The organism is Enterococcus sp. ARL09-542 (assembly GCF_005234805.1).
In the GTDB taxonomy this organism is placed as follows: domain Bacteria; phylum Bacillota; class Bacilli; order Lactobacillales; family Enterococcaceae; genus Enterococcus_D; species Enterococcus_D gallinarum.
This window is the reverse complement of record NZ_QPQX01000009.1, coordinates 94336-111092: the sequence shown is the minus strand read 5'-3', so window position 1 is coordinate 111092 and position 16757 is coordinate 94336. Positions and strand designations below refer to the sequence as shown.

27 protein-coding genes are annotated in these 16757 nt (G+C 39.0%); all 27 read left to right on the top strand.

Annotation, left to right across the window (positions count from 1 at the left end):
- Window positions 1-14: 14 nt before the first annotated feature.
- Window positions 15-2342: a phage/plasmid primase, P4 family gene (locus DVW06_RS11135; protein ID WP_137264664.1), complete on the top strand. Its 2328-nt coding sequence runs from the start codon at window positions 15-17 to the stop codon at window positions 2340-2342.
- 312 nt (window positions 2343-2654) lie between these two features.
- Window positions 2655-2987: a VRR-NUC domain-containing protein gene (locus DVW06_RS11130; protein WP_137264663.1), complete on the top strand. Its 333-nt coding sequence runs from the start codon at window positions 2655-2657 to the stop codon at window positions 2985-2987.
- A gap of 96 nt (window positions 2988-3083) precedes the next feature.
- Window positions 3084-3458, top strand: coding sequence for a hypothetical protein (locus DVW06_RS11125; RefSeq protein WP_161569484.1), 375 nt, complete (start codon window positions 3084-3086; stop codon window positions 3456-3458).
- On the top strand, window positions 3455-3694 hold the full coding sequence (locus tag DVW06_RS11120) for a hypothetical protein (protein ID WP_137264661.1): 240 nt from the start codon (window positions 3455-3457) through the stop codon (window positions 3692-3694). The genes DVW06_RS11125 and DVW06_RS11120 overlap by 4 nt, the downstream gene beginning before the upstream one ends.
- Window positions 3691-3876 (top strand): hypothetical protein, encoded by a 186-nt coding sequence (locus DVW06_RS11115; protein ID WP_137264660.1) that lies wholly within the window; start codon window positions 3691-3693, stop codon window positions 3874-3876. The genes DVW06_RS11120 and DVW06_RS11115 overlap by 4 nt, the downstream gene beginning before the upstream one ends.
- A 5-nt stretch (window positions 3877-3881) precedes the next feature.
- Window positions 3882-4184 (top strand): DUF1140 family protein, encoded by a 303-nt coding sequence (locus DVW06_RS11110; protein WP_137264659.1) that lies wholly within the window; start codon window positions 3882-3884, stop codon window positions 4182-4184.
- Between the two features lie 44 nt (window positions 4185-4228).
- Entirely contained in the window at window positions 4229-4657 is a 429-nt protein-coding gene (locus DVW06_RS11105) for a hypothetical protein (protein WP_121261453.1), read from the top strand.
- 40 nt (window positions 4658-4697) lie between these two features.
- Window positions 4698-5051, top strand: a complete 354-nt coding sequence (locus tag DVW06_RS11100) for a hypothetical protein (RefSeq protein ID WP_137264658.1) — start codon at window positions 4698-4700, stop codon at window positions 5049-5051.
- Complete coding sequence (locus DVW06_RS11095; protein WP_137264657.1) at window positions 5051-5419, top strand: hypothetical protein; 369 nt, start codon at window positions 5051-5053, stop codon at window positions 5417-5419. The genes DVW06_RS11100 and DVW06_RS11095 overlap by 1 nt, the downstream gene beginning before the upstream one ends.
- On the top strand, window positions 5419-5886 hold the full coding sequence (locus tag DVW06_RS11090; RefSeq protein ID WP_137264656.1) for a YopX family protein: 468 nt from the start codon (window positions 5419-5421) through the stop codon (window positions 5884-5886). Before DVW06_RS11095 ends, DVW06_RS11090 begins: the two co-directional genes overlap by 1 nt.
- On the top strand, window positions 5876-6064 hold the full coding sequence (locus DVW06_RS11085) for a hypothetical protein (RefSeq protein ID WP_137264680.1): 189 nt from the start codon (window positions 5876-5878) through the stop codon (window positions 6062-6064). Before DVW06_RS11090 ends, DVW06_RS11085 begins: the two co-directional genes overlap by 11 nt.
- A gap of 3 nt (window positions 6065-6067) precedes the next feature.
- Window positions 6068-6310 (top strand): hypothetical protein, encoded by a 243-nt coding sequence (locus DVW06_RS11080; protein WP_238696181.1) that lies wholly within the window; start codon window positions 6068-6070, stop codon window positions 6308-6310.
- A 107-nt stretch (window positions 6311-6417) separates the two neighbouring features.
- Window positions 6418-6831 carry a hypothetical protein gene (locus DVW06_RS11075; RefSeq protein WP_041119180.1) on the top strand — a complete coding sequence of 138 codons (414 nt, stop codon included), beginning with the start codon at window positions 6418-6420 and terminating at the stop codon, window positions 6829-6831.
- An 807-nt stretch (window positions 6832-7638) separates the two neighbouring features.
- Window positions 7639-8853, top strand: coding sequence for a helix-turn-helix domain-containing protein (locus DVW06_RS11065; RefSeq protein ID WP_137264654.1), 1215 nt, complete (start codon window positions 7639-7641; stop codon window positions 8851-8853).
- Window positions 8843-9067 (top strand): hypothetical protein, encoded by a 225-nt coding sequence (locus tag DVW06_RS11060; protein ID WP_137264653.1) that lies wholly within the window; start codon window positions 8843-8845, stop codon window positions 9065-9067. Before DVW06_RS11065 ends, DVW06_RS11060 begins: the two co-directional genes overlap by 11 nt.
- Window positions 9068-9275: 208 nt before the next feature.
- On the top strand, window positions 9276-9545 hold the full coding sequence (locus tag DVW06_RS11055; protein ID WP_137264652.1) for a hypothetical protein: 270 nt from the start codon (window positions 9276-9278) through the stop codon (window positions 9543-9545).
- Between the two features lies 1 nt (window position 9546).
- The gene (locus DVW06_RS11050; protein ID WP_137264651.1) at window positions 9547-9873 is read left to right on the top strand and encodes an HNH endonuclease; all 327 of its coding nucleotides are present in this window, start codon (window positions 9547-9549) and stop codon (window positions 9871-9873) included.
- An 85-nt stretch (window positions 9874-9958) separates the two neighbouring features.
- On the top strand, window positions 9959-10321 hold the full coding sequence (locus DVW06_RS11045; protein ID WP_174784176.1) for a hypothetical protein: 363 nt from the start codon (window positions 9959-9961) through the stop codon (window positions 10319-10321).
- A 1-nt stretch (window position 10322) separates the two neighbouring features.
- Window positions 10323-12014, top strand: coding sequence for a terminase large subunit (locus tag DVW06_RS11040; protein ID WP_202977525.1), 1692 nt, complete (start codon window positions 10323-10325; stop codon window positions 12012-12014).
- Window positions 12015-12028: 14 nt separating this feature from the next.
- Window positions 12029-12331 (top strand): hypothetical protein, encoded by a 303-nt coding sequence (locus tag DVW06_RS11035; protein WP_137264650.1) that lies wholly within the window; start codon window positions 12029-12031, stop codon window positions 12329-12331.
- A 31-nt stretch (window positions 12332-12362) separates the two neighbouring features.
- Window positions 12363-13544, top strand: coding sequence for a phage portal protein (locus DVW06_RS11030; protein ID WP_137264649.1), 1182 nt, complete (start codon window positions 12363-12365; stop codon window positions 13542-13544).
- Entirely contained in the window at window positions 13525-14199 is a 675-nt protein-coding gene (locus tag DVW06_RS11025; protein WP_161569482.1) for a head maturation protease, ClpP-related, read from the top strand. Before DVW06_RS11030 ends, DVW06_RS11025 begins: the two co-directional genes overlap by 20 nt.
- Window positions 14196-15356, top strand: a complete 1161-nt coding sequence (locus tag DVW06_RS11020) for a phage major capsid protein (RefSeq protein ID WP_137264647.1) — start codon at window positions 14196-14198, stop codon at window positions 15354-15356. The genes DVW06_RS11025 and DVW06_RS11020 overlap by 4 nt, the downstream gene beginning before the upstream one ends.
- Window positions 15357-15497: 141 nt before the next feature.
- On the top strand, window positions 15498-15764 hold the full coding sequence (locus DVW06_RS11015; RefSeq protein WP_260603757.1) for a head-tail connector protein: 267 nt from the start codon (window positions 15498-15500) through the stop codon (window positions 15762-15764).
- Window positions 15751-16071 carry a phage head closure protein gene (locus DVW06_RS11010; RefSeq protein WP_137264646.1) on the top strand — a complete coding sequence of 107 codons (321 nt, stop codon included), beginning with the start codon at window positions 15751-15753 and terminating at the stop codon, window positions 16069-16071. Before DVW06_RS11015 ends, DVW06_RS11010 begins: the two co-directional genes overlap by 14 nt.
- Window positions 16061-16396: a hypothetical protein gene (locus DVW06_RS11005; protein WP_137264645.1), complete on the top strand. Its 336-nt coding sequence runs from the start codon at window positions 16061-16063 to the stop codon at window positions 16394-16396. The genes DVW06_RS11010 and DVW06_RS11005 overlap by 11 nt, the downstream gene beginning before the upstream one ends.
- Entirely contained in the window at window positions 16389-16757 is a 369-nt protein-coding gene (locus DVW06_RS11000; RefSeq protein WP_137264644.1) for an HK97-gp10 family putative phage morphogenesis protein, read from the top strand. Before DVW06_RS11005 ends, DVW06_RS11000 begins: the two co-directional genes overlap by 8 nt.

Genomic DNA, 16757 nt, shown 5'->3' with positions numbered 1-16757 from the left:
GGAGTTGAAAGTGTGTGGCATATGAACACATTCCAGAAGAACTAAAGCAGCAAAAACAGTGGTGTGTATATCGATTGGTATGGAACGAAGAGAGAAAAAAACACACCAAAATACCAGTCGATCCACACACTGGAAACAATGGTAAATCAAATGATGAGAGTACGTGGTCTGATTATCAGACCGCACTCTCTGCAATAGATAAGTACAACTGTAATGGATTAGGTTTTTATTTTAAGAAGCCATACTTCGGAATTGACATCGATAATATCGAAGGAGAAATTCAGCGTTATCTACAAGGTGATATTGAAACAAACATGATGTATGAATTTGTAACATCGATTAAATCTTATGCTGAATACTCTCAATCAGGTAACGGTATCCACATTATCTGTAAAGGAAAGCTGCCTGGTCACAGGCGTAGAAAAGGCAATGTTGAAATGTATGATTCGGGTAGATTTTTCGTTATGACAGGCAACACTGTCGATCGCAAATATAACCAAGTCATTGAACCATCAGAAACCACTCTAAAACTGCTATACAACAGATATATTGGAGACGATAAGATTATCCGATTTAATAATCAAAACGTCTCAGAATCGAAAATAGACCTCTCAGAAAGCGAGATAGTACAAAAAGCATACGAAAGCAAGCAAGGCGCCAAATTCAAAGTATTCATGGAGGGTGGTTGGGAAGCTTTTTATGATTCTCAATCCGAAGCTGATATTGCTTTCGCTAATATGTTGGCGTTTTGGACCGGTAGAGATTATGAGAAGATGGACAGCATTTTCAGAGATTCGTCTTTATTTAGACAAAAGTATGACGAACGCAGACCACCAAATTCAACATACGGTGGAAACTTATTAAACAAAGCAATCCATGAATGTGAAAATACCTATACACCTAGCCAGTCGCATGGTTTCAGAATTTTCATTAAAGAGTTTGAAGAAAAGAAAGAAGACAAATTCTACTCCTATGATGACACCGGGAATGCAGAAAGATTTATGGATGTGTATGGAACCTTAGTCAGATACTCATACATTAATAAAGAGTTTTATTTCTACGATGGTAAGAGTTGGAAGATTGATGATACAGGTGAAATCTCAAAAATGATCGATACCACAGTTGACATGATGAAAAATGAGAAAGTTTATATCCCTGCCGACTGTGAAGATCCAGAAAAAATTGAAGAAGCCTTTAGGAAACATATCAAGCGTTCCCGTGGGAATTCTGCAAAGAAAGCTATGAGAGAACAAATCATGCACCGTGTATCGGTTTTACCAGATGAATTTGATAGCGACACAACACTTCTAAACACACAAAATGGATATTTAGATTTGATTAGCGGAGTATTGCACGAACACAACATAGACAAAAAGTTTACACGAATAGCAAATATTGAATATACAGATAAAATCGATGCGCCGCAATGGACTGAATTTTTAAATCAAATATTTGATAACGACCAAGAGTTGATTAGATATGTTCAAAAGGCAGTTGGCTACTCACTCACTGGGTCCACAAGAGAGCAGAGTATGTTCGTGCTGTTCGGCGCTGGTAGCAATGGTAAATCTGTGTTTCTAGATACTATCTCATATATCATGGGCAGCTATGCGACAAACATGCAAGCAGACACGATTATGGTTAGAAAAGCAAATGGTGGAGCTAATACAGATATAGCGCGTTTGAAAGGCGCTAGGTTGGTGACATCATCTGAGCCTAATGAAGGCGTGCGTATGGATGAAGGTTTGGTCAAACAGTTGACTGGTGGGGATAAAGTAACTGCTCGCTTTCTATACGGAAAAGAATTTGAATTTACACCAGAATTCAAGCTTTGGTTAGCAACTAACCACAAACCGATCATTCGAGGTACGGATGACGGAATATGGCGAAGAATGAATTTAATCCCTTTTACCATACAGATTCCTGATCACAAAAAAGACAAGAACCTTAAATATAAACTTAAGCGTGAATCAGTCGGGATTTTGAATTGGATAGTAGAAGGTTGTCTGATGTGGCAGAGAGAGGGTTTGAAACGACCAAAAATCGTTGAGGATGCTTCAAAAGAATATCGAGAAGAAATGGACGTAACTGCAGCATTTATCAATGATTGTTGTGAGAGAGGGATAAATAAGCGAGTAAAAGCTAAAGATTTTTATCAGGCGTACAAAACTTGGGCAAATGAAAATGGTCAGTATGAAATGAATAGTACGAAATTTGGTAAAGAAATGAGTAAAAAATTTAACAAAAAGAAAACTAACCAAGGAATTATGTACGAAGGTATAGATTTAATTGAGGAAAGTCAGCCTTACGAAAATATAGGAATTCGAAATTTATTTAATTAGTCTATACCAATTGTCGAAAAAGTGCATAGTAGTGAAGGGTAAGTGAATAGTTTAGAAATCAACTATTCACTTCTTCAAACCCTTGCTATTACTATATTTATATTACTTTTTTTATATAAAGTGAATAGTAGTGAATAGTTAATATAAAAGAGTAAATAAAAAAGTAATAAAGGAAAAATATATAAAAGAATAGGAATTTGGGTCAAACTATGCACTACTGTTCACCTTATTGTGCTGTATCCATTGGGGGAGTAAGCACGAAGGCAGGTGAATAGTTTAGGTTGACTATTCACTCTATTAGGAGGTCCAAACATGCAATCTGAACAATCAATCCAAAACGAAATTTTAATCGAATTGTCAAAAAAAGGCTATAAAGCTTTTCGCACGAATGCCGGCAAAGTTAGAACAGATTCTGGTGGCGTGATTAAGCTGTTGCCAAAAGGGCATTTCGATATTTATGGCTACAATCCGAGCGATCAAACTGTTTTTTATATCGAAGTAAAGAACGCAAAAGGTAAAGCAAGACCCGAACAAATTACCTTTCATAAAGTATTGCAAAAAGACGGTATTGTTCATGGCATTGCTAGAAGCGCGATGGATGCATTGATGATCGTGGAAGAAAAAATAGTAGGGTGGGGTTTTTAATGACACCAACACAAGAAAGCATACGAAAACTATCAGATAAAGAGTTAATAGCACAACTAAAAATCGTTCGGAGCGTGCAAAGGCGATTTGAATTTCGTGAAAAATGGATTTGTGAGGAAATGGAACGGAGAAGTAAAAGCTATGATTAGTAAACGACCACGTCATTTGATTGCGAAAGTACACCATAACGGCATAATTTATGGCATTAAGTTGCATGGCATAAATCGCAAAAGAGTCATAGCTTATTACACCTATGTAGACGCAACAGGAGGATATTCTCCTAACTTAGATACAAATGTAATCTATGATGAAACTTTTGATCATTCTGAGCAAGCGAGGGCCAAAGGAAATGATTTTTACCTTAATCCGCAAAAGTTGGAAAAAATATTTATTGATAGGTACGGCGTTGAGCATATAGAAGAAACTGTGAAAAAAGTAGCTGAATATTGGGAACGGAGGAGTAAAGCATGAAACTAGCAGACACAGTAACAGGCGTGCAAGACGGTAAGTATAGCCCACCGCCACGTGTAGTCAGAAAGCAACGTAGAGTAAAAGCAGGCATCGAGTATTGGTGCGTGACCGAACGTTTTAAAACACCTTTCAAAGCAGTGTGTGTCAAAGTGCTTGAAAATTCAGCTATTGTGACGTTTGGCAGCGATCGGACAGTAGTTAAATTGCGAGATATGAAGAGGGTGGATGAATCATGAACATCATTGATATTTTCTGGAAAAACGTCGCTTGGCATTTAGGTAATAAAAATGCTGTGCTAACCAAAACACAAATGATTGCTTACCGAAAGAAAGCAGGGATTACATTGACGACAGTTCAAGAAATTGCTGAAAAGCTTGATATTGATGATTACGCCATTTTATTTGAGCAGGTGGACTAAGACGAATGAATGATGAATTTCTCCTGAAATATCAAACTGTAATTTTAAAAGAACAAACTAGAAATCTGAAAATGTATATGAAAAGAAAACAAAAGTACGATAAAACGATTCAGGAATTGGCCTTGACTCCACAGCATACAACACAAAGGTATTGGCAGTCAGTGAGACAGGCTGAATTGTGCATAGAAGAATCAGAAAAAATAAAAAATGAAATGAACTGGCTAAATCAAAAAACAGGATGGAAGAAGAATCTTCATCAGGAACGATTCAGTTTTATAACAGATGAAGTGCTGAAATTTTTGGAATAGGAAGTTGTTTATCGGAAGATATTACCAACTAGGAGGAGAAGAAAATGAGTAAAGAAATGCACGAAAAGTGGATGTGTTCTGTTGACGAAGACCAATGGCAAGCCGCTGAATATTTTGACACTAAAGAAGAAGCTGTGAAATTTGGTATTGAGTCAATTCAAACCTTTAACAAGAATCCAGAAGACGGGTGTTTGGATGATGAAATGGGAAGTACACCAGAAGAAGTTGTAACTAGCTTTTATGTGGGACAAGCATTCTGTCCGGGAATACCTTTCAGTGTTGATGATTTACTAGAACGTATACAGGAAGCTGCTTATGAAGACGGAGGAGAATTTGCCGAAGATTATTTAGATGATGTAACAGAAGAACACAGGGAAGAACTAGATGACTTAATTCAAAACTGGTTCATAAAGCACAAATATTTACCCAGCTGGTACAACATTTATGAAATTGATGAAATTAGTGTGAGTTGATTCCACTATCCACCAAAATAGCAGAAAGCGAGGAATGAATGTGAGTAAAGTTCTTAAATGGTTAGAAGAGGAATCAGATAGGCTGACTGAAGAATGTCACAGCAACTCTGATCCTTACAAAACTGTAAATAATAGTTTTCTTGAAGGATTCAATTATGCGTTAGCTAATGTACAAGGGCTTGAACAACCGCAACTCAACGAGAATCAGCAGCAAGTCCTTGGTTGGCTAAAAGACTATTACAAAGAAAACAGACCGTTTACTACAGCGTTCGGAGCAATCAGGAATGTAGCATCTAAACGTTGGGCATTTATCAAACAAAATTTGACAGAAGATCAGCAAGAGCATGTCCTAGAAGTATTTTCTAGATGGGCTTTGAAACAGGAGGAAGAGTGATGGTGCAAGTAGAAGTTCTAAAGTTCATAGGATTTGTAACGGAAATATCACCGAAGGCATTCATCAATCGAAGAAATGAACTAATCTTAGTCCCAACCAAGAATATTTATTTTAACTTAAACGGCGTAGAGTCAAAAAGAGACATAACAGTAAAAATATTTCATTGGCTATCAAGACCAGCGCACAAAGGGGTAGGAAGTTATTGGGAAAACCGTATCAGAGCAATCATCAATAACTACTTACAAACTAACTTTAACCGAGATGCTTTTGATTTAATCTATACAAAATTGGGTAATGCAATAAATCCAGAATTAACAGAAAAATTCATTGACTCGGATTATAATTTCAAGGTACTGGAGGAAAAGTGATGAGTAAAATACCAAAATTTAGAGCGTGGCAAAAATATCATAAAAGAATGGTTGAAGTGACAAGCATTTCTTTTGACGATAACGGAGAAATCAACGGAGTGGGAACTTTTGCAGAAAACCAAGCGCCACAATACATTAATTATAGCGACGAATTGTTGGGCAGATTCTTTTTAAAAGACGAGCGTGGAATGGTTTTAGAACTAATGCAGTCCACTGGCTTGAAAGATAAGAACGGCGTGGAGATTTTCGAGGGGGATATCGTTTCAGTAAGAAATCATCCATTTCAGAAAACAGAAAAATCGGGCGCTGGCATCGAAATTGATGGTGATTATGCGATTTCTTGGAATGAAGGTGACCTAACTTGGTGTGCTGGTAATCTTTTGTTAGCAAGATTAAAACCTTATGTAACTGTCGCCGGCAACATCTATGAGAACCCAGAACTATTGGAACAAGCCAATGAATCGTAGTCAAACAATTATCATAACGGTCCTTGTAGTTATAACGCTGAGTTTACTATCCTATACGATTGTGGACCAACAGAAGCAAATTGAGCAGCTAGAACAGCAGCTGCAGCATGAGCAGACGAAGTACAAGATTATTATCAACGATCCGTTAGTTAGAGATGCGATGGAAGCGGGAGGATGAATGATGGCATCAGATGAAACGAGTCAAAGGCTGCTTACTTGGTCCCGAGGATCAATTGAAGAAATAGTAAACAGTATATCGAATGCTTTTAGGCTATTCGGTGCATCAATGGATGAAGCTGTTTTAAATATTGAAATCAAACAATCAAGAGATCCAAGGGTCAAGAAATTTCATCAAATTTATCGTAGGACAAAGAAATCTAGAATCAAGAAAAAGCAGCTGAAGAAAATCAAAGCTATCTTGTAAACGGAGGATAAATGATGGACTTTGCAGTAGCGATTTTTTTCGCAGTCGTAGCGACAGTGGTCGCAGGCGTAATTTTTGGTAAGGAAGACAATAAGGAGGGCAAGTGATTGAGTAAGAATGATTCATTAATCAATGAGCTAGATAGAAAGTTTGCTAACTACCATGCATATAACAAAGAGATAGCTATTCGAAAAGAGGAGCTGAAGCTTCGAGAAGTCGATGAAAATATTGGTGGCGGTCGAAGTAATATCATTAGCAATCCGATTGAATCACAGGTAATAAAAGAAATGTCGGACCCGTACATTATGAATCGCGAGTTGTGGAAAAAGGCAGTTAAAGAAACTCTGAGCGATCAAAGTGCAGAGATAAGACAGTTGATTGAAACCAAGTACTGGGGCGAAGACAGTTGGATGGATTGGGTAAGCTTCGGCAAAAAGCATGGATATGCGAGAACGCCAATCTATCGTATTAGACAAAAAGTTTTACTCGACTTTGGCAGAAAGATCGGTGAAATCAATTAATTTGGGAAAGAAACGTGTAGTTTTCCCTGTGTCAAGAGGGGTAAAATAGTATTATCAGATATCGCCCACAAGCAAATGACAGATCATTCTCCTTTCATTAATGCTTAGTTGGTGCTTGTGGGCGATAGTCACTGTGGCGGAAAGGGTAAACGCTAAGTCCTAGTTGGGAAGGCAAGTGCACTTGCTAAGGAGTGAAACTCAACATGCAAGGTTCGATTCCTTGCCAGTGACATTAAATGCCTATGATGGTTACGACTACCGAAAAAAGATCGTTAAGAAGCTATAAGGTGCTACGTACGGCAATGTAGTAAGTGTGCTATCTGTACACCACCAAGCTTCGGTCACTGTGGCGGAAGTAGAAGACGCTTGGTTGTATCAATATTGTTAGGGGCGACCAACAAAGGAACTAGCCAATCTTTTGTGGTATTGATACGTGAGTGGGGCAGTACCACTCCAGTGACATAGACATTAAGTTGGACTTGCTAGGAACACGGCAGGTTGCCTTACGCAGGCTTTGTTAGCGGTCTGTGATGAAGGAAGGGATTCACAGTTAAATGAGTAAGCCAAGGTCAGGGGCGATATTCTGATCCGTTGTTCGGTTTCTCGCTGCCTTAATGCGAATAGACAAAGAAGCAACCGAGGACGTAGTAGGGATGGCGGATAGGTAGCGAATAGCTGGAAATCCTATGTGTAGGTTGCTTTAAATTTAAGTCAATACTCTCATTCCCTTGCGGCAGACGTGTATCTGATATGAGAGTTTTATAAGTCACTCATTGCGAGTGGCTTTTTATTTTGCAGAAAAGCGAGGTGGCAGACATTACTAAATGGACGGAACAACAGGTCAAACGATTGTCGGAATTGGCAAATGAAGGACTAACAAATATAGAGATAGCGCCTATGCTGTCAGAGGAGTTCGGCAAAGAGTTCTCATGGCCAAGCGTTAGAAGTAAACGTACCAGGTTGGGTTTGCCACCGAGCGAAAAGAATATGCGTGTTAAGCAACCGAGTGACCATTCAATCAAAGTAAATGAGCATCATAATCCTGATGGAACAATCTCTCAAGCCGAGTTTGAAGTAAAGATGGCATTCTATCAGAAACAAAGTAAGACGCCAAAAGATATTCTTCTTTATAAGGGATATGATCCAGATGAGTGGGAGATATCTCAAGTAACCACCAATGAGTGGACAACCAATACAGCGGATATCCAGAAATGGAATCAGCAGTTGAAGTTTGTGGTGAAGCCGAAACATAAGGCGTTCGATGTATCAGCATTCACCGAATCAATCGAGCCAGTAAAGCTAACCGCAATCAAGACTGGTGACAGAAACTTATTCATTGGTTTGGCTGATTGGCATTTCGGAATCACTAAGCTAGAGGACTTACAAGACAAGCTAGCGAGAATGATTGAAGTTATCTCAAAAGGCTATAAGCAGATTGTTATTGGTCAGCTAGGAGATTTATTCCATAGCAGCCAAATTAAAAAGTCGGTCACGATGGCTGGCACACAATTAGATGATGTGGACATGGAAACAGCTATCAAAGATGCGCGAGCGTTTTTTGATGTGTTGATTACTGAGTGTGTGAGACATTCGAAGCAAGTGACTGTGGAACACGCTGAAGGGAATCACAGCGGATCGATCGAGTATATGTTTCTCCTATACCTAGAAGCCAAGTATCCAGACATCAAAGTGAATTACCATAATAAGTACCGTCAAGCGTTCATGTTGGATAACGTGGCGATTATGATTACTCATGGGCAGTATGGCAAGCGGAAGGATTTGCCGATGTTGTTTGCTACTGAGTTCAGCGATATATGGAGTAAGGCAACAACAAGGGAGATAATCACTGGTCATTTCCACACGCAACAGACGAACGACTATCAAGGTGTGATCCATCGTCAGCTAGGAACCATTAAGCCGAATGACAGCTACGAGATCGAGAATGGTTGGACGATGGGCAAGAAGGTGCTGCAGTTGTTTGAATATGATAGTGAAAGGTTGAGGGTGACTTATGACATCTAAAGGACAAAAAGTATATGCAGTCATTAAAAAGGGATTCAAGGTTAGCATGGTATGCAACAATCCGTTTCCTCAACCGGAAATCGAACCATTTGGAGATATGGTGGACATCTATTCGATAATGGCAAATAAAGAAGATGCTGTACGAACGGCTGAGCAATTAATGGAACAAAATTATTTTTATCAATACGAAGTTCGTGAATATGAGTTGGGGTGACTGATATGCATTACTATTACATCCAACTATCAGTAGGAATACTAAGGCATAAGAACATCCGACAAGCGGAGTTGAAACCAAAGCACACATTGCTTGAATGCTATGGGCTGTTTGATGAGGAGTATATCGATCGGCATAGGTTGATATACATTGGACATGGCTGGAAGAGTGATCCGCATATTGCAGAGAGATTAAGGAGGTATGGAATGTGAACGAAGAGTATGAAGAGTTACTTAATATGGGTATGGGGATTCTCAAAAGTGCAGATGCAAGTAAATTAGAATCAGTGAATGTAAATGCAACGAAGCGCTCGGATGGATCTAAGATAATTGCTATCGAGTTGGTTTATCCTGAAGAAGTCGACAGCAAGGACTATCATATTCACACAGGGAAGATTACAGGAAAAACTATTACCAGACCGCTATCTGATATCATGAAAGATTCACAGGATCAACGGGGAAGGATCTTAGGATACTAGAATGGTACCTAGACATATATCACAACCATTCTATAAGTCTAAGGCATGGCGGAACTGTAGAGCAGGCTATATCAAATCAGTTGGTGGATTGTGTGAGAGATGTATAAAGAAGAACAAGATCGTCAAAGGATATATAGTCCATCATAAGCAACACCTAACAGAGGAGACTATACATGATCCAGATGTATCACTGGCATGGAGTAACTTAGAATACTTATGCCTTGATTGTCATAATAAAGAACATTTCGAAAAAGAAAAAATAATTAATGACGATGTAATGTTCGATGGCAACGGCAACCTTATCCCCCGTTCGAATCGAAAAAAATAAATCGGTTAGGAATCGGGGATGGAACTCCGAAAAACACACAGGGTAATTTCATATAACCCCCACCCCAAAAGAAAGGAGGATTTAGATGGACGATAAGAAGAGGAAGCGCCTAGTAACGAACGAGATAAAGCGACTAACGGATATCTTTAAGGAAGTTGATAGCAAGAAGCAACGAACGATCAAAGGATTGATTGAAGAATCGGCGTTTATGAAAACAACGTTGCTCGAATTAAAAGAAATTATTCAAAATGAAGGCGTAATTAACGAAATGCCGCAAGGTGAGTACTCGATTATGCGTGAACACCCTGCTTTAAAGTCATACAACACAACTATCCAACGATATACGACAGTTACTGAGAAACTTCTTGGCTTGTTGCCTAAGGATGCTCCTAGAAATGACGATGGTTTATCTGAATTCAGCGCCTTTCTAAGTGAGAGGGCGGATTGATGTGGATTATCAAGAAACGAACATTTTCAAATACTGGAAAAGCTTCAGGCAAAACGGCGGAAGCACAGTAGTCTCTTTAAAGATATTCAAACTATATAAAAAGCTAGTCGCTGATCTGAAAAATACAGATAGCGACTATTATTTTGATCCAAAACGTGCGAAACACCCGATTGACTTCATAGAAAAGTTTTGCCACCCGTCAAAAGGGAAACAAGCGAACAAGCCTTTGAAGTTAATGCTTTGGCAAAAGGCAATGGTTGAAGCGATATTTGGATTTGTGGGTATCGAAGGCAATAGAAAGTATCAGCGAGTATTTCTGCTCATAGGTCGTAAGAATGGTAAGTCGGCAATCGCTTCAGCAATCGGACTTTACATGATGATTGCTGATCAAGAAAACGGATCTCAAATATTAGCAACGGCTGCTAAGAAAGATCAAGCGAAAATCATTTGGCAAGAAGCGAAGTTGATGGTTAAAAAATCACCAACGCTTAGAAAAATGATTAAAGCTAGAGTGGCCGACATGGTAGCCGAATTTAACGATGCTGAATTTAAACCCTTGGCTAGTGATTCGGATAGTTTGGACGGTTTAAACGCTCATTGCTCGTTGATGGATGAAATTCATTCGTGGAAAGGACGTGGCGGACGTCCGCTGTATGACGTAATCGTTGATAGTATGTCCGCTCGTGAACAACCATTGATTTTGATTACTACAACTTCAGGCACAACTCGTGAAGATATCTTCGATGAACTTCGGGAGGAGATGGGAGATATCATTGATGGCTGGGATAATGCTGAAGGCTATCAAGATGATCGCACAATTCCATTCATGTACGAATTAGATGATCCCGAGGAATGGCGAGACGAAGAAATGTGGGTCAAAGCTAATCCAGGAATCGGCGTTATCAAGAAATTGCAATCATTAAAAGAAAAAGTTGACCTTGCGAAACAGAATCCTCGAATGGTACGCAACATGCTATGTAAAGAATTCAATATTAACGAATCCGACACAGACGCATGGTTAAGCTTCAACGATTTCAACAATGAATCAACCTTCAATGTGCTTGAACTCAAGCCAAGGTATTTTATTGGCGGTATCGACTTGTCAGCAACCACTGACTTAACTTGTGCGACTGCCATATTTGGCATCAAGGACGAGCCTAACAAGCTTTATGTCATGCAACAGTACTTTATGCCAAGTGATTTGTTCGAAGAGCGTATGAAGGACGATAAGGTGCCATATGACAAGTGGAAAGACCAAGGGATTATCACTCTCTCTGGTGACAGTAAAGTAGACTACAAGGATGTAACTAAGTGGTTCGTAAAATTGCAGATGGAATACGATATTTATCCATTCAAAATTGGTTACGATGCTTGGAGTTCGGCGTATCTGATCGATGAATTGAAGAATGCGTTTGGACCTTCTGTTCCTGAAGCTGTTTATCAAGGATTCAAATCATTATCTGCTCCTATGAAAGCATTAGGTGCTGATTTAATGAGTGACAATATCAATTACAACAATAACGGGTTATTAAAATGGTGTATATCGAATACGCGTGTAAAAACGGACGAGAACGCCAATATAAAACCTGTTAAGGGCAACAATCCGAGGAAACGTATTGATGGTTTGGCAAGTCTTTTGGACGCTTATGCAACCTATGAGCGCTATATGGAAGAATACCTTGGATTGATTTAGAAAGGGTGATAAGAATGGGGATTATAAACGAAACATTTCCAGACAGAACTCCTCCTGTGATGAAAAATCCACAAAAGAGAAAGCTTCAAAAGATAACCGTTTCAGGACCTGTAGTAACTATCGTTGAAGACTCTCTAACAAAAATTATTTTTAGTTGTTCAGAACGTGAAGATTATTATAAGTGGTTTTCTGAAGAGAATATCAGGGTCTCAGCCAGAGGAGAAGATTTACTTTTGTTCCTCTTTTATTCCACAGATATCCAATTAACCAGAATTAAAGATAATATAACAAAGTTTTACGATCTAACAGTTGAATGATCTTCCATAAAATTTAGAAAGGGGTGAGAAATTGAAATTATTTAATCGGAAAGTAAACGAAACTCCGAAAACTGTAACGAAGTTTCAAATGATTGACGAACCTAGTTCTGGATTTGTTGGATTTAGCGGGAATGTTTATGAAGCCGACATTGTACGAAGCGCTGTACGACCGCTTGCAAATGCAGTTGGTAAGACAGTGCCTAAACATAGGTTTGGTGACAAGATTAATCCTAACATTGCTGTATCGATGGTGCTTCAGGAACCGAATGCCATAATGAGCATGCAAATGCTGCTCGAAAAAACGATTTGGCAGTATCGGGTAAATGGGAATGCCTTTATTTATGTGGAAAAAGATGATAACGGAAAGCCCGTTGCGCTTTATCCAATCGTTTCTCACTCTCTGGAGTTATTAATTAGCCCTAGTGGCGAGTATTTCATTAAGTTCGTTCTGCGTGATGGCAAATCCTATACCTTTAGATATCGGGACCTCATTCACATTAGAAACGACTTTACTTCAAACGAAATATTAGGCGATAGCCTAGCACCGTCTCTTTTGCCATTGCTTGAAGTCGTTCAAACAACCGACCAAGGGATCATAGCAGCGATTCGAAATTCAAACGTTGTTAAATGGCTGCTTAAATTCAATCAAACCTTGCGACCTGAAGATATCAAAGAAAATACGAAGCAGTTTGTTGAAGATTTCCTTAAAACATCTGAGGAGGGAATGGGAGCCGCTGGTGTCGATTCTAAGGCTGATGCAGTTCAGGTGCAACCTTATTCCTATGTTCCTGAAAAAGAACAGTCAGCCGCAACGAGACAGCGTATTTTAGACCTGTTCAACTCCAATGATTCAATCGTCCAATCGGATTTCACTGAAAACCAGTGGATCGCCTATTATGAAACACAAATCGAGCCAGTGTTGATCCAACTATCAGATGGATTTACAAAGGCTTTTTTTAGTAGGCGAGAAAGAGCATTGGGTAATTCAATTATGTTTGAATCCAACAATCTTCAATTTGCAAGCATGCAAACGAAGTTACAAATGGTTGGCTGGCTAGATCGTGGTGTGATGACTGTGAATGAATACAGAACAATTGCATTGGGATTAGAGCCTGTCGAAGGCGGAGATATGCGCTTACTTCGAAAAGACACTGACAGAATTGGGCAAAACAATATAAGAGAGGGGGATGCAAATGAAGAAGATTCAGCTTAAAGGCGATGTCGTTCCCGATACTGTAGGCAAACTGTTTGATTGGTTTGACCTAGATTCAATTTATCCAGGGAGCGTCAAACGAGCATTAGAAGACGCTGGAAGTGAAGATGTAGAAATTACATTGACCACAAATGGCGGTTCTGTATTTGCTGGGCAAGAGATTTACGACATTATTAAAAATCACGAAGGCAAAACGACTGTTAAGTTGAGTGGTTTGGTGGCCAGTATCGGTACATTGATTACATGCGCATTTGATGAAGTGCTTGTAAGTCCAGTATCTACATTCATGATCCACAATCCAACACTAGCTGATGTTAGTGGTGAGAAAAAGGATATGGAAAAAGCGGCTCAACTATTAACGACCGTTGAAAATTCTTTGCTAGATGCTTATGTAGCAAAAACAGGACTAGACAAAGAAGGATTGGCAGATTTAATGGCCAAAGAAACATTCATGACCGCACAAGAAGTAATTGATTATGGATTTGCTGATGGAATGGTTAAAGATTCGGAAAGCGAGTTACTTTTAGTAGCTGGTTTTGAGAGTTTAGCCAATTCGTCATTTATCAAAAAACTACAAAATATGAAGGACAAAGAAGAACGTGATTTGGCAGAAGCTAAGTTACGTTTTTTGCGTTTCAAGGAGGATAAAAAATGAATTTCGAAGAAATCCAAAAATTATTAGAAGAAGGCAAGACAGCAGAAGCAAACGCAGCATTGGATCAACTGATGAAAGACAATCCAGAAGCTAAAGCAATCTTTGAAGAACCAAAAACAGCGAAAGTCGAAGACAAGGCGCTGGAAAATAAAAAACCAGAAGAGGTGGCAAATTTGACAAAAGTTGAAGAAGTAAAAGATGTAGCAACACCAAAATATGAAGAAGTATTTGCAAAAATTATGTTAGATCGTGATTTAAGCGCAGGTGACAAACAAGTCTTTGAGAAAGTAAATAACGCTGCATACACTCACGAAGTAAAAACACAAGGTATTTTAATTCCAGAAACAACTGTAGCTGGCATTATGGAAATGGTAAGTAACCAATATCCATTCTATGGATCTATTCGCAAGTTGAACGTGACGGGTATCTTGAAATTTAAGAAACATACTGGAATTACACAAGGTGATGCTTCATTCGTTGCTGAAGGAACACCAGCGGAAGATGAAAAGAATACATTTGGAGAAGTTCAATTGAATGGATTCGAACTTGTTAAATTAGTTCGTGTATCATTCAAACTTGATGCTATGAGCATTCAAGATTTCCTTCCATTTATCCAAAAAGAAATTGCAGATCGTATCGGTGTAGCTTTGGGTACTAAAGTATTTACTGGTACAGGTACTGGCGAACCTAAAGGGTTGTTAACAGAATTGAAAGCAGAAGCTTCCACTCCTCAAGTTGTGGAATATGATGCTGCAACTGTTCCGACATATGCAAACCTTACCCAATTAATGACAAAAGTTCACCCAACATACGTTTCTGGCGCTAAAATTTACGCAAACAACAATACGATCTGGTTGAAACTAGCGAATATTGTTGATGGCGAAAATCGTCCAGTGTTTATTCCTGACGCAACGTCTGGCGGTGTTGGTCGATTGTTTGGTTATACTGTTGTAATGGACGGCGGATTGGCTGATGGAGAAATCTTGTTTGCGAATGGTGAAGCTGGAATGGTCCAAAATACAAACGAGCCATTGTCTATCCAATCTCAAAAAGATTTGACTAGCCGCGAAACAATTTACCTTGGCTACATGATCACTGACTGGGCTGTACTTGATACAAAAGCCTTTGGTTTGTTAGAACCTAAAGCGGGGGAGTAATTACCCCTACTTCGTTAGGGGTAGCCGACTTAGAAAAGCCGACTAGTGACAATACTGTTGTAGAAATCAAAGCCTATTTAGATACGGTTGGTATTTCTTACAAATCCAATGCTACTAAATCAGAATTATTGGAATTGGTAGGTGAATAGATTGGAAAGTAATTTGTTAGATAACCTAAAAAAACATATCCGATTAGAGGAGGGCATGGATGATTCTATGCTCTCTTTTTATGCTGAAGCAGCGAAACGATACGTAAAAAAGAAAATCGGCTATGAGCAAGAGTATTTAGAAATCATGGTGACAACCGTCATGTTTGAACACCGACTTTCATCTGATGATCTCAAAGAAGCGTTGATGGCTTTAGAACCTATTTTCGCTTTGGAGGTGTTGACTGATGAGCCTACTTAATGATTTACAGTGGATCGCTGAGTTACAAAAGATTGAAGAACTCGTAGACGGCAACGACAGACCTGTTGAAGTTAGGACGAAAGTTCGTGATTTATACTATATTGAAATCGGAATAACGGCAGAAGAAAAATACCTATCGCAGCAAGCCAAGACGGACGTTGTAAGGCGCATTAAATGCCGTTGGGATAAATCTATCACAGAGAAGACAAACGGCGTTAAAATCGACGGTATTGCGTATAACATAGCCCGTATTTACACGCTACCAAAGAGTAGGGAAATGGAGTTGAGTTTGACATATGTTAATTAATTTGGATGACTTAAAAACCGCCCTCAAAGCAACCAATTTGCCAGTTACTCGTGATAAAGCAGCAAGAGGTACAAACTATCCTTATATCGTTTATTCGAATGTTAGCAAAAGTAAAAAAATGGCTTCTTCAAAAGTCCATAAACGAATGCCTTATTATCAAGTGTCATTACTTACGGCTGGTACAGAACAAGACTTGAGCATTCTGGAACATGCATTGGAAAACGCAGGTATTCTGTATACGGATTTTGTAGGTATCCAAGGCGATGAAAACGATGATACAATCACCAATTTTTATACTTATGTGAGGTGTGTTGAAGATGCCTAGTAATAAGAATGGATTTGCTGAAATGTCTGATATATTGGGCGAGTTGAGCAGGGTAGATCCTGTCAAAGTTTCTTTGGAGTCATTAGAAGAAGCCGCAAACTTTTATGTCGACAAAATGTTGCCACGTATACCTAAAAGCTTAATGAAAAGAAAACATATGCGAGATCAAATCAAGGTTGTGGTAGAGAAGGACAGAGTAAGAGTTGCTTTCGAAGATACAGCGTATTACTGGCGATTCGCAGAAAATGGGACCACTAATCAAAGAGCGCAGAACTTTGCTAGCGGTACCTACGAACAGAACAAAAATAAAATCGAAGAAATCATGACACAAAAGATCATGGATCTTTGGGGAGGTAATTAA